This is a genomic window from Streptomyces sp. P3, from assembly GCF_003032475.1.
In the GTDB taxonomy this organism is placed as follows: Bacteria; Actinomycetota; Actinomycetes; order Streptomycetales; family Streptomycetaceae; genus Streptomyces.
Genome location: NZ_CP028369.1, coordinates 3,292,513 through 3,305,185 on the forward strand (window position 1 = coordinate 3,292,513; position 12,673 = coordinate 3,305,185).

12 protein-coding genes and 1 pseudogene are annotated in these 12,673 nt (G+C 72.4%); 8 read left to right on the forward strand and 5 right to left on the reverse strand.

Annotation, left to right across the window (positions count from 1 at the left end):
• The first annotated feature begins 63 nt into the window (after positions 1 to 63).
• Together aroA and C6376_RS14770 are read left to right on the forward strand one after the other, a co-directional pair.
• A complete protein-coding gene (gene aroA, locus C6376_RS14765) occupies positions 64 to 1,350 on the forward strand; it encodes a 3-phosphoshikimate 1-carboxyvinyltransferase (RefSeq protein WP_107443844.1) in 1,287 nt (428 codons plus the stop codon).
• Between the two features lie 155 nt (positions 1,351 to 1,505).
• Positions 1,506 to 2,186: a hypothetical protein gene (locus tag C6376_RS14770; RefSeq protein ID WP_107443845.1), complete on the forward strand. Its 681-nt coding sequence runs from the start codon at positions 1,506 to 1,508 to the stop codon at positions 2,184 to 2,186.
• 199 nt (positions 2,187 to 2,385) lie between these two features.
• Here C6376_RS14770 and C6376_RS14775 read toward each other — a convergent pair whose 3' ends face one another.
• The 3 genes and pseudogenes from C6376_RS14775 to C6376_RS14785 all read right to left on the reverse strand — a co-directional run.
• The gene (locus C6376_RS14775) at positions 2,386 to 3,186 is read right to left on the reverse strand and encodes a sugar phosphate isomerase/epimerase (protein WP_107443846.1); all 801 of its coding nucleotides are present in this window, start codon (positions 3,184 to 3,186) and stop codon (positions 2,386 to 2,388) included.
• 117 nt (positions 3,187 to 3,303) lie between these two features.
• On the reverse strand, positions 3,304 to 3,687 hold the full coding sequence (locus tag C6376_RS14780) for a hypothetical protein (RefSeq protein ID WP_107443847.1): 384 nt from the start codon (positions 3,685 to 3,687) through the stop codon (positions 3,304 to 3,306).
• A gap of 152 nt (positions 3,688 to 3,839) precedes the next feature.
• Positions 3,840 to 4,880, reverse strand: a pseudogene (locus C6376_RS14785) (LacI family DNA-binding transcriptional regulator); the annotation flags it as partial.
• Positions 4,881 to 5,181: 301 nt separating this feature from the next.
• On the opposite strand from C6376_RS14785, the gene C6376_RS14790 reads away from it, so the two are divergent.
• The 6 genes from C6376_RS14790 (at position 5,182) to C6376_RS14820 (ending at position 11,074) form a co-directional block, all read left to right on the forward strand.
• The gene (locus C6376_RS14790; protein ID WP_107443848.1) at positions 5,182 to 6,339 is read left to right on the forward strand and encodes a Gfo/Idh/MocA family protein; all 1,158 of its coding nucleotides are present in this window, start codon (positions 5,182 to 5,184) and stop codon (positions 6,337 to 6,339) included.
• Positions 6,336 to 7,490 (forward strand): dihydrodipicolinate synthase family protein, encoded by a 1,155-nt coding sequence (locus tag C6376_RS14795; protein ID WP_107443849.1) that lies wholly within the window; start codon positions 6,336 to 6,338, stop codon positions 7,488 to 7,490. The genes C6376_RS14790 and C6376_RS14795 overlap by 4 nt, the downstream gene beginning before the upstream one ends.
• Positions 7,491 to 7,528: 38 nt before the next feature.
• On the forward strand, positions 7,529 to 8,329 hold the full coding sequence (locus tag C6376_RS14800; protein ID WP_173985891.1) for a sugar phosphate isomerase/epimerase: 801 nt from the start codon (positions 7,529 to 7,531) through the stop codon (positions 8,327 to 8,329).
• A 91-nt stretch (positions 8,330 to 8,420) separates the two neighbouring features.
• Entirely contained in the window at positions 8,421 to 9,842 is a 1,422-nt protein-coding gene (locus C6376_RS14805) for an AAA family ATPase (RefSeq protein ID WP_107443851.1), read from the forward strand.
• Positions 9,839 to 10,600, forward strand: coding sequence for an HNH endonuclease (locus C6376_RS14810; RefSeq protein ID WP_254075940.1), 762 nt, complete (start codon positions 9,839 to 9,841; stop codon positions 10,598 to 10,600). Before C6376_RS14805 ends, C6376_RS14810 begins: the two co-directional genes overlap by 4 nt.
• A 186-nt stretch (positions 10,601 to 10,786) precedes the next feature.
• Positions 10,787 to 11,074, forward strand: coding sequence for a GntR family transcriptional regulator (locus C6376_RS14820; RefSeq protein WP_107448968.1), 288 nt, complete (start codon positions 10,787 to 10,789; stop codon positions 11,072 to 11,074).
• Between the two features lie 215 nt (positions 11,075 to 11,289).
• Here the strand turns inward: C6376_RS14820 and rbsD are convergent, their stop codons facing one another.
• Both rbsD and C6376_RS14830 read right to left on the reverse strand, forming a co-directional pair.
• Positions 11,290 to 11,679, reverse strand: coding sequence for a D-ribose pyranase (rbsD, locus tag C6376_RS14825; protein WP_107443852.1), 390 nt, complete (start codon positions 11,677 to 11,679; stop codon positions 11,290 to 11,292).
• A complete protein-coding gene (locus C6376_RS14830) occupies positions 11,676 to 12,602 on the reverse strand; it encodes a ribokinase (protein ID WP_107443853.1) in 927 nt (308 codons plus the stop codon). Before C6376_RS14830 ends, rbsD begins: the two co-directional genes overlap by 4 nt.
• Positions 12,603 to 12,673: the final 71 nt, after the last annotated feature.

Below are 12,673 nucleotides of genomic sequence, written 5' to 3' on the forward strand. Positions count from 1 at the left end.
GACGCCCGTCCATCCCGTGGACGTACCGGCGTCGCGGGCGAGCCGCGCGGGATCATGAGGGGCATGGTCCTCGTCGACATCCCCGGTTCCAAGTCCATCACCGCCCGCGCCCTGTTCCTGGCCGCGGCCGCCGACGGCGTCACCACGCTGCAGCGCCCTCTCCGCTCCGACGACACCGAGGGTTTCGCCGAGGGCCTGACGCGGCTCGGCTACCGCGTCGGCCGGACGCCGGACGCCTGGCAGATCGACGGCCGTCCGCAGGGGCCGGCGCTCGCCGAGGCCGACGTCTTCTGCCGGGACGGCGCGACCACCGCCCGATTCCTGCCCGCCCTCGCCGCCGCCGGCCACGGCGTCTACCGCTTCGACGCCTCCCCGCAGATGCGCCGCCGCCCCCTCCTGCCGCTCACCCGCGCCCTGCGCGACCTGGGCGTGGACCTGCGGCACGAGGAGGCGGAGGGCCACCACCCGCTGACCGTGCGGGCGGCGGGCGTCGAGGGCGGCGCGGTGGTGCTGGACGCCGGCCAGTCCTCCCAGTACCTGACCGCCCTCCTCCTGCTCGGCCCGCTGACCCGCACCGGCCTGCGCGTCACCGTCACCGACCTGGTCTCGGCGCCGTACGTCGAGATCACCCTCGCGATGATGCGGGCGTTCGGCGTGACGGTCGGCCGCGAGGGGGACACGTACGTCGTCCCGCCCGGCGGCTACCGCGCCACGACCTACGCGATCGAGCCGGACGCCTCCACCGCGAGCTACTTCTTCGCGGCCGCCGCGCTGACCGGCGGCGAGGTGACCGTGCCCGGCCTCGGCGAGGGCGCGCTCCAGGGCGATCTCGGCTTCGTGGAGGTGCTGCGGCGGATGGGCGCCCGCGTCGACGTCGGCGCGGACCGCACGACCGTGGCGGGGACCGGCGAACTCCGGGGCGTCACCGTCAACATGCGGGACATCTCCGACACCATGCCGACCCTCGCCGCGCTCGCCCCCTTCGCCACCGGCCCGGTGCGCATCGAAGACGTGGCGAACACCCGCGTGAAGGAATGCGACCGCCTGGAGGCCTGCGCGGAGAACCTGCGGCGGCTCGGCGTCGAGGTGGCCACCGGCCCCGACTGGATCGAGATCCGGCCCGACGCGGGCGGCAGGCGTGCGGACGGCTCCGGTGCCGGCGGCGCTCCCACGGGCGCCGACGTGAAGACCTACGGCGACCACCGCATCGTCATGTCCTTCGCGGTGACGGGGCTGCGCGTCCCCGGAGTCACCTTCGACGACCCCGGCTGCGTCCGCAAGACCTTCCCCGGTTTCCACGAGGCGTTCGCGCGGCTGGCGAAGGCACTGCGCGAGGACGGCGTCGGCTGAGCCCCGGACTGCCTGAGAGACCGGCCCTCGAGAGGGGGCCGAGGGGCACACCGCCAGGGGTGCGGAGATCACTGTTCACGTAATGTGTGCTGCCCTACACGTCATCAGGGGGGATTGTGCGAACGAGGGCGAGAGCCGCCGCCTTATGCCTGCTCATGGGGGCTGTCGCGGTCGGTTGTGCCGGTGGCGCGGGCGACACGGCTGACGCGGTCGATACGCGCTCCGCCGACCGACTGCTCGGCGAAGCCGACCGCACCATGAAGGCGCTCACGTCGGTGACCGTCGTCAGGGAGGTCACCACGGCCCGGAACCGGCATTCCAGCCGCCTGACGACCGACCTCAAGAGCAGATGCCGGGTGAAGTCGACCGCATCCTCCGGTTCCGAGATGGAGCAGATCCGGATCGGTGGGACGGACTACATCCGTGGCAACGACGTGTACTTCGAGCTGTGGGGGCGGGAGACGGTCCCCGCGATGCGGCTCAAACCCTGGCTGAAGAGCCCCGTGAGCGCGGCGAAGGGTGCGGACCTGCTGGCCGACTGCGCATGGCGTTTCCTGCCCTCCTCGTCGGGCAAGGCGACCAGGGACGACCCCACCGAGCTCGACGGAGTACAGGTCATTCCCGTGGAAGTGGCGGATGGCGAAGTCGAGGGGGGTGTTTTCACCTACTACGTGGCCGCCGAGGGCAAGCCGTACCTTCTGAGGGTCGACTACAAGGAACGCCACTCCCGCCGCGTCACGAAGTTCAGCGCCTTCAACGACCGTGTGGACATTCAGCCCCCACCGGCGGCCGACGTCCTGGATCTGAGCAGTCTGCCGCCGGACGGTGCCCGGTAGATCGTGTTTTCCGGTCGTGTTTCGCCGCCGTGACCGCACGGAGGGGCGGACGCACACCGCCCGCCCCCGTCTCGGCCGCCGACGTCCGTCCGGTGACGGCTGCCTCACGAGTCGGTCGAAGCCGTTGCGGCGACCGCGGCGACGGAAGCTCTCGGCAGCCGCTCCCAAGCGGCCCTCGCGAGCCCTGGCGCCCCTGGCCTCAGGCGGAGTCGTTCAGCAGCCGTCCGAGATGCGCGCGTCCGGCGTCCAGGAGCCCCTCCAGCGGCGCGGCGGCCTCGTACCAGCGTTTCTCGTACTCCCAGCACAGCCAGCCGTCCCACTCGTGGCGCGCCAGCACCTCCACGCACTCGGCGAGCGGCAGCACTCCGGTGCCGAGCGCCAGCGGCGTGGTGTCGTCGGCCGACGCGATGTCCTTGACCTGTACGTAGCCGAGGTACGGGGCGAGCGCCGCGTACGTCTCCTGCGGCTGTTCGCCGCCCAGCCAGGTGTGCATCACGTCCCACAGCGCGCCGACCTGCCGGTGCCCGACGAGACCGAGCACGCGGGTGGCGTCCGCGCCGGTGCGGTGGGAGTCGTGGGTCTCCAGCAGGACGCGCACTCCGAGGTCGGCGGCGAACTCGGCGGCGACGGCGAGCCGTCGGGCGGCGACCGCGTCGGCCTCGTCGGCGGACTGACCGTCCGCGCCGCCGGGGAAGACGCGGACGAAGGGCGCCCCGAGATCGCGGGCGAGACCGGCGAGGGCGCGGATCTCCTCGACCACGGCCTCGTCGTCTCCCGGCGCGGCGACCCGCGCGTACCCGGCGAGCCCGAGCACCTCGACGCCGGCCGCCTTGAACGCGGCGGCCGCATCGGTCCGCTCGTCGGGACTCAGACCCGGATGGACCGGCTCCTCGGGATGGGCGCGCAACTCCACGCCGTGATAGCCGTGCGCGACCGCGAGCCGCAGCACCTGGGGAAGGGGCATACCGGGAACACCGAGAGTGGAGAAGGCGAACTTCATGCCCCCACTCTCACCCGGACCCGGGGCCGGGTCCAGTAAGGCGGGACGTACGGCCGTCGATGGCGTCGCCCGGCACCGCGCCGTTCCCCCGGGGCCCGGCCCCGGCCGGGGTCCGGCTCACCCCGGGGCGCAGGCGCGGAAGCGGCGCAGTAATTCCCGGCCGGGCGGGCTCTCGCTCTCGAAGTCCTGGAAGCGCATGTCCTCCGGGACGTTCCGCCCCTGGACGCGGGCGCCGTTGCAGCGGAAGCAGAACGCGATCTCCAGGAGCGGCTCGTGGCTTGCGGACTCGTGCAGCCGCAGGCCCCAGCCCGGGACGAAGCAGCGGTACCGCGGGCTGTCGGGCAGAGCGCCGACCAGCGCCAGGGCCTGCGCCGCCTCGTCCTCGACCCAGACGTCGACCACCTCGCCCGTGAGGCCGTGCGCGGTGAAGGGCCGTGCGGCGTCCGACAGCCTGACGACCTCGAGGAGTTCGGCCCTCCCGCAGTCGTCGGGAAGCCTCACCGTTGCCGAGACCCCTGCGCCTCGCCGGACGGCGCCGGCTGTGCCGCCTGCGCCTCGCCCGAAGAGGCGGACTGCCCGGCCCGGGCCGACGGCTCCTCGCCCGCGGCGCCCCCGTGTCCGCCCCGGGCCGTGCGCTTCTCGTCCGACGCTGCTCGCGGCGCGCCCGAGGACCCCCGCACCATCAACTCGCCCCGGACCGTCGCGATCCCACCGGGCGGCGGCTCCTCGCGGCCCATGGCGATGCGGCCCGCCCGTGCTCCCGCCTCGGCCAGCGGCAGCCGCACGGTCGTCAGGGAGGGCACCGCGTCGACGCTGAAGGGCAGGTCGTCGAAGCCGGCCACCGAGACGTCGTCCGGGATGCGCAGACCCGAGTCGCGCAGGGCGGCGCAGGCGCCCAGGGCGACGGAGTCGTTGGCGGCCACCACCGCCGTCAGGGACGGGTCCCGGCGCAGCAGCTCCAGCGTCGCCTCGTAGCCGGCCCGCCGGTCGTAGGGTCCGTGCACGGTCCAGCGCGGGTCCTCCTCGACGCCGGCCGCGGCCAGTGCCGCCCGGTGGCCCTCCAGCCGGTGCCGGGTGGTGGTGCGCTCCTCGGGCCCGGCGATGTAGCCGAGCCGCCGATGACCGAGGCCGAGGAGGTGCTCGGTCAGCTCACGCCCGCCTCCGCGGTTGTCGAAGGTCAGCGCGATCGCCGCGGTCTCGGGCGCCGGCGGGCGCCCGCACAGCACCACGCGGGTGCCCGCCTCGCCCAGCTTGCGCAGCTTGGCCGCGACGGCGGCCGCGTGCGGCTCGTTCTCCATGGCCCCGCCGGTCAGCACGACGGCCGCGGCCCGCTGCCGCTGCAGCAGCGTGAGATAGGTCAGTTCCCGCTCGGGCGAACCCCCGGTGTTGCAGACCACCGCGAGCCGTTCGCCTCCGGCCCGGCCGCCCGGCCCCCCGATCTCCGACTGGATCGCGCTCGCCATGATCCCGAAGAAGGGGTCCGCGATGTCGTTCACCAGGATGCCCACGAGGTCGGAGGTCGCCGCCGCCAGCGCGCTCGCCGGACCGTTCAGCACGTAGTCCAGGTCGTCGACCGCGCGCAGCACCCGTTCCCGGGTGGAAGCGGCGACGGGGTAGTTTCCGTTCAGCACGCGCGACACCGTCGCGGGCGAGACCTGCGCGCGGGCCGCCACGTCCGCCAGGGTCACCGTCATCTCGTCAGTCCTCCGGTCACGCATCTCGTCGTACGTCGTCATCCGCCCAGGTGGGCCGCGGCTCGGTGAGCGCGGTTCCGGGCGTGTCGAGCAGACCTTACGGCCCGGGACCCCTGTTGTTCGCCCCCTCGAACAACTCGGGATGGACACGGTCTTGTCCGGACCACCGGTCAGAGGCTAGCTTCTCCCTGTATAGAAAGCGCTTGCTGTAACGCTGATCAGGAATGAGGCGTACGCGGCGCGCACAACCGCGTACGGAACGCGCAGGCACGCTGCGCACGACGCCTACGAAGGGATCGACGTGACACGCAAGACGGTGCGTATCGCCATGAACGGCGTGACCGGGCGCATGGGTTACCGCCAGCACCTCGTCCGCTCCATCCTGGCCCTCCGCGAACAGGGCGGCCTCGACCTCGGCGACGGCACCGTGCTGTGGCCGGAACCGGTCCTCGTCGGCCGTCGTGAACACGCCCTGAAGGCGCTTGCCGAACAGCACGGACTGGACCCGCGGAACGTCTCCACCGACCTCGACGCGGTCCTCGCGGACCCGACCGTGGAGATCTACTTCGACGCCCAGGTCACCTCGGCCCGCGAGGAGGCGATCCGCAAGGCGGTCGCCGCCGGCAAGCACATCTACACCGAGAAGCCCACCGCCACCGGCCTCGACGGCGCCCTGGAGCTGGCCCGGCTGGCCACCGCCGCGGGCGTCAAGCACGGCGTCGTCCAGGACAAGCTGTTCCTGCCGGGCCTGCTCAAGCTCAAGCGCCTCATCGACGGCGGCTTCTTCGGCCGGATCCTCTCCGTGCGCGGCGAGTTCGGCTACTGGGTCTTCGAGGGCGACTGGCAGGCCGCGCAGCGCCCGTCGTGGAACTACCGGGCGGAGGACGGCGGCGGCATCGTCGTCGACATGTTCCCGCACTGGGAGTACGTCCTGCACGAGCTGTTCGGCCGGGTGAAGTCCGTCCAGGCGCTCACCGCCACCCACATCCCGCAGCGCTGGGACGAGCAGGACAAGCCCTACGACGCCACCGCCGACGACGCCGCCTACGGTGTCTTCGAGCTCGAAGGCGGCGCCATCGCGCAGATCAACTCGTCCTGGACCGTCCGCGTCAACCGCGACGAGCTCGTCGAGTTCCAGGTCGACGGCACCGAGGGCTCGGCCGTCGCCGGACTGCGCAACTGCCGCGTCCAGCACCGCTCCGCGACCCCCAAGCCGGTCTGGAACCCCGACATCCCCGCCACGGAGGTCTTCCGCGACCAGTGGCAGGAGGTGCCCGACAACGGCGAGTTCGACAACGGCTTCAAGGCCCAGTGGGAGCTGTTCCTCAAGCACGTCTACGCCGACGCCCCCTACCACTGGGACCTGCTGGCCGGCGCCCGCGGCGTCCAGCTCGCCGAGCTGGGTCTGAAGTCCTCCGCCGAGGGCCGCCGTCTCGAGGTCCCGGAGGTCACGCTGTGACCCTCCTGCTGCCCGACGTGACCGGCGCCCTGCGGCCCTACGAACCCCGCACCGAGCCGCTCGCCCTCACCACCGGCGCGCCCTTCACCTCCCGCACGGTCTACTCGGCGGCGCACGTCGTCGCCGACCCGTTCGCGGACGTGTCGCCCGACTCGCCCGCCGCCGTCGACTGGGACGCCACCCTCGCCTTCCGCCGCCACCTGTGGTCCCACGGGCTCGGCGTCGCCGAGGCGATGGACACCGCCCAGCGCGGCATGGGCCTGGACTGGGCGGGCGCGGCCGAACTGATCCGCCGCTCCGCCGCCGAGGCCAAGGCCGTCGGCGGGCGCGTCGCCTGCGGCGTCGGCACCGACCAGCTCACCGCCGGCGCGACGCTCGCCGAGGTCCGCGCGGCCTACGAGGAGCAGCTCGCCCTCGTCGAGGCCTCCGGCGCGCGCTCCATCCTGATGGCCTCGCGTGCCCTGGCCGCGGCGGCGACCGGCCCCGAGGACTACCTGCACGTCTACGGCCACCTCCTGCGCCAGTCCGCCGAGCCGGTGATCCTGCACTGGCTGGGCCCGATGTTCGACCCGGCGCTGGACGGCTACTGGGGCTCCTCCGACCTGGACGCGGCCACGGACACCTTCCTCGAGGTCATCGCCGCCCACCCCGACAAGGTCGAGGGCATCAAGGTCTCGCTGCTGGACGCCGGGCGTGAGATCGACATCCGGCGCAGGCTGCCGCGGGGCGTGCGCTGCTACACCGGCGACGACTTCAACTACCCGGAGCTGATCGCGGGCGACGAGCAGGGCTTCAGCCACGCCCTCCTCGGCATCTTCGACCCGCTGGGCCCGCTGGCTGCGGAGGCCGTCCGCGTCCTCGACACGGGGAACGTGACCGGCTTCCGGGAGCTGCTGGACCCGACGGTCGAGCTCTCCCGCCACCTCTTCCAGACCCCCACCCGCTTCTACAAGACGGGCGTGGTGTTCCTGGCCTGGCTGGCGGGACACCAGTCGCACTTCACGATGGTCGGCGGACTGCAGTCGGCCCGCTCCCTCCCGCACTTCGCCCGTGCCTACGAACTGGCCGACGGCCTCGGCCTGTTCCCCGACCCGAAGCTGGCGGAGGAACGGATGAAGAACCTGCTGTCGCTGTACGGGGTGAACCAGTGAGCGCTTCCGGGGACCTGTCCCGCTTCTCGATCAACCAGATGACGGTGAAGCAGCTGTCGCTGCCCGAACTGGTCGCCGCCTGCGGTGACCTGGGCGTGACGAACGTCGGCCTGTGGCGCGAGCCGGTGCAGACGTACGGCGTGGAGGCGACCGCGAAGCTGGTCCGTGACGCGGGCCTGACGGTGACGACCCTGTGCCGCGGCGGCTTCCTCACGGCGACCGACCCGGACGAGCGGGCCGCGGCGCTCGCCGACAACCGCCGGGCGGTCGACGAGGCGGCGGCCCTCGGCACCGAGGTGCTCGTCCTGGTCTCCGGCGGCCTGCCCGCCGGCTCCAAGGACCTGCACGCAGCCCGCGAGCGCATCGCGGACGCCCTCGCCGAACTCGGCCCGTACGCCGAAAAGCACGGGGTGAAGCTGGCCATCGAGCCCCTGCACCCCATGTACGCCGCCGACCGCTGCGTGGTCTCGACGCTCGCCCAGGCGCTCGACCTGGCCGAACGCTTCCCGGCCCACCAGGTCGGCGTCACGGTCGACACGTACCACATCTGGTGGGACGACCAGGCTCCCGCCCAGATCGCCCGGGCGGGCGCGGGCGGCCGCATCCACACCTTCCAGCTCGCCGACTGGACGACGCCGCTGCCCGAGGGCGTCCTGACCGGCCGCGGCCAGATCGGCGACGGCGCGATCGACATGCGCGAGTGGCAGGGCTACGTGGAGGCGGCCGGGTACACGGGCGCGATCGAGGTCGAACTGTTCAACGACGGCCTCTGGGCGCGCGACGGCCGCGAGGTGCTCGCCGAGACCGCGCAACGCTTCGTGACGCACACGGCGAACTGACGGACCCGCGGCCCGCCCGCCTCCGCCACGGGCGGGCCGGCCTCGGCCGTAGGATCGGGCACGACACCCGAACGAACGGATGCCGACGCCCATGTACGTCAGCCGGATCATCGTGCAGGACATCAAGTCCTTCCACGGTCCCCGCGAGGTGGACCTCACTCTGACCCGCCCTGACGGCAGCCACGCCGGTTGGACGGTCCTCGCCGGTCGCAACGGCTCGGGCAAGACGACGTTGTTGCGGGCCATGGCACTGGCGCTCAGCGGTCCCGCGGTGGCCCGAGGCCTGGTGCCGGGCTTCGAGAACTGGGTGACCGAGCACAGCACCGCGGGGCAGGTCAAGGTCGAGATCGTCCGGGACGCGAGCCACGACCGTTTCTCGCAGGGCCGCCCCCCTGCCGGTGCGGTCCCGGCCGGACTCCGCTGGACCACGCCCCGAGACGGGTCGGCCGGCAAGGTTCCCGTCCGCAGAGGTGTCCTTCCCGGTCTGCAGGAGATCAGGTACACCAAGGCTCAGACCAGCATCGCCCGTCGTGGTCCGTGGGCGGACAACCCCGCGGGCTGGTTCAGCGCGGCCTACGGGCCGTTCCGGCGGATGGCGGGTGGTTCCGGCGAGGTGCAGCGGCTGATGCTGACATCCGGGCCGGTGGCCAGGCATGCGAGCCTCTTCCACGAGGACGCCTCGCTCGCCGAAGGCGTCGCCTGGTTGATCGAGCAGCATCTGCGAGCACTGGAACGCCGCCCGGGCGCCGCCAGGCTGAAGCGGTTCGCACTGGCACTCCTCGGAGACGGACTGCTGCCGGACGGATACCGGATCGTCGACGTCGACTCCGACGGCCTGTGGGTGGAGCGGCACGGCAGCCGTTTCCCGATGCGGGAGATGAGCGACGGATTCCGTACCGTGGCCGCTCTGGTCGTCGACATCCTCAAGCAGTTGCACGACGCGTTCGGCGCCGACCTGTGGGAGTTGGAGCTCGCGGAGGTCGGAGACGGTCCGATGCGTCTGATGACGCCCGGCGTCGTCATCATCGACGAGATCGACGCCCATCTGCACGTCTCCTGGCAGCGCCGTATCGGCCCGTGGCTGACCTCCCACTTCCCTCGCATCCAGTTCATCGTCACCACGCACAGCCCCTACATCTGCCAGGCCGCGGATCCCGGCGGTCTGATCAGGCTGCCCGGCGTGGACGAGGCCCTCCCCCCCGAGGTCATCGACCAGGACCTGTACGACCGGGTGGTGTACGGCAGCGGCGACGACGCGGTCCTCTCGGACCTGTTCGGACTGGACACCCCTTACTCGGAGCGCGCCGAACGGGCCAGGGCCGAGTTCGTGGACCTGGAGGCGCAGATCTACGACGGGGCCGGGTCCCGCGAGTCGCTCGCCCGCTACAAGGAACTGAAGGCGCGGCTCGCGAGTTCGCCGGCGGCTCGCGTGAACGAGGTGTCGGCCCACCTCCGTCGGCTGGCGGAGGAGATCGCCGAGGACGCCGAGGACACGAAGGACGCACAGGAGTGATCCGCCTGCGCCGTGCCGTCCTTCCGGCGGACACGACGGAACGACTGAACCGCTACACCTCCGAGATCCGGCAGCGGGCCACGGAGAAGGAACGCAAGGACCGGGCGAAGGAACTCTGGGCTAATCGCCGACAGGTCCGTCCCGCACTCGTCGCGGGGCTCGCGGAGATGGCCCCCGGCCGCGAACGCTGCATGTACTGCGGTGACAGCCAGGGCACCGACATCGACCACTTCGAGCCGAAGAGCCTCGCTCCGCTGCGTACCTTCGACTGGCTGAACCATCTGCTGGCCTGCTCGTTCTGCAACAGCAACCAGAAGCGGAACCTCTTCCCCACCGCGGCCGACGGCAGCCCGCTGCTCGTCGACCCGTCAGCCGAGGACCCGTTGGACCATCTGCGGCTGGTGCTCCCACTCGGCACGTACCGGGGCCTGACCGACCGAGGGGAGGCCTGTATCGAGGTGTTCGGCCTGAACGCGAGAGCGGTCCTGGTGGAGGGACGCAGGGACGCCTACGCGACGGCCAGGCACTCCATCGAGCTGTGGCGCATAGCCATGGACAAGGGGCAGCGTGACAAGGCGACGGAGATCGTCCGGGTCACCTGGAACCGTCCCCTCATCGACGTACTGGTCGCCATGTTCCATCAGTCCGGCCATCCGGCGGCCGATGCCCTGTTCGCGGGGGAGGAGGAGACCCTCGGCCTCCTCCTCGACGCCGAACTGCGGTCCGCGTTCCTGCACTTCAGGGGCGTCAGCTACTGACACGCCCGCCGTAGGTGCGGCCGGACGCCGTTCCTGGCGCTCCCTGTCCGCCGCCATGATCCCGACGCATTCCTCGAGCGCCGCGTGCAACGACGTTACGAACGCGGCGAGTTCGGCGTCGGACGACCTGCCCGCCTCCAGAACAGCCCCGACGACCGTCACCAGGACGGCGGAGGCCTTCATCGCGTGCACGTCTGCCAGGTCCTCCAGCACACCGCCGGGACGCGCGAGCACGAACGCCTCCTCCGGCAGCTCGCCGAGATCCTGCGGGCGCAGATTCGACGCGGCGACTGGCAGCCCGGGCGGATGCTGCCGAGCGAAGCTCAGCTTGTGCAGAGGTACGGCATCGCACGGACGACCGTGCGGCGAGGACTCGGCCTGCTGGCGGACGAAAGCTGGGTGTACGCCGTTCCCCAGCGCGGATGGTTCGTCGCCGACCCCCTGCCGCCCGCCCCCGAGGCGCCTGCCTCGTGAACGGTTGTCAGAAAATTTGCGGAAGCCGTGCAACCCTTGCCGCCGGACGCGTGTCGTACACGGCGTCAGGGCTTCTGGAGGGGGATCCGGGGGGATCGCGGGGGTTCTGATACGGGAGGGGAAAGCCGAGGGGGCCCGGTCCATGGACCGGGCCCCCTCGAAGCTTTCCTCGCCCCGGCCCGGGCGTGCCCCGTGCGGCGGAGCCGCAGGCGTCGTCAGAAGAACACCCCGCATCTGAGCAGCACGTTCGCGTACGGCCGGGCCTCGCCCGTGCGGACCACCAGCCTGGCCCCGGCCGACAGCTCCTTCAGCTCCTCGTGCGAGACGTACGACAGCGCTCGGAAGCGGCCCGCCAGCAGTCCGGCCGCCGCCGGGTTCGCCTCCCTGACCTCCGACGCCGCCGTCGCCCCCTCCACGACCAGTTCGGCCAGCAGCCCGTCGACCACCTCCGCGAACGACGGCACCCCCGCCCGGAAGGCGAGGTCGACGACGCGCGGCCCGTCCGGTATCGGCATGCCGGCGTCGCACACCAGCACCCCGTCCCCGTGCCCCAACTCGGCCAGCGCTCCGGCGAGATGACGGTTGAGGATCCCGGCCTTCTTCACCGGACCCCACCCTCTTCGCCGGCGAGCGCCTCGACCTCGTCCGCCGTCGGGAACGACTCCTGCGCGCCCCGTCGGGTCACGGCGACCGCCCCGACCCGCGCCGCGTACTCCGCGGCCTCGGCCAGGGACGCGCCCGTGCCCAGCTTCCACGCCAGCGCCGCCGTGAAGGAGTCGCCCGCACCCGTCGTGTCCACGGCGTCCACCTTCACGGACGCGATCCGGGCGACGCCCTCCGCGGACGCCACCAGCGCGCCTTGCGAACCCAGCGTCACGACCACGGACTTCGGCCCCCTCGCGAGCAGCAGCCGCGCCCAGTCCTCGGGCGACCCGCCGTCGGCGGTCCCGCCGAGGATCACCTTCGCCTCGTGCTCGTTGACGATCAGCGTGTCGCAGGCGGCGAGCAGCACGGCGGGCAGCGGACGCGGCGGGGAGGGGTTCAGCACGAAGAGGCTGCCCGGCGCCAGGCCCGCCGCCACCGCCACGACCGTCTCCAGCGGGATCTCCAGCTGCGCCGACACCACCCGCGCGGACCGCAGGAGACGGCCGGCGTCCCGCACGTCCGCCGGCGTCAGCCGCCCGTTCGCGCCGGGCGACACCACGATGCTGTTGTCGCCCGACGGGTCCACGGTGATCAGCGCGACACCGGTCGGCGCACCGCCCACCAGGACGCCCGCCGTGTCGACCCCGGCCGCCCGCTGCGAGTCGAGCAGCAGCCGGCCGTGCGCGTCGTCGCCGACCCGGGCCAGCAGGGCCGTGCGGGCCCCGAGACGAGCCGCCGCGACGGCCTGGTTGGCGCCCTTGCCGCCGGGGTGGACCGCCAGGTCGCCGCCGAGCACCGTCTCTCCGGCGCCCGGACGCCGTTCGACGTCGATCACCAGGTCGGCGTTGGCCGACCCCACGACCAGAAGGTCGTAGTCGTACATGGAAGAACTCCCCTGAAACGTGACGTGAGGCGGGCGGACCCGCAAGGGTGACCGCCCGCCTTCGTGTTCGG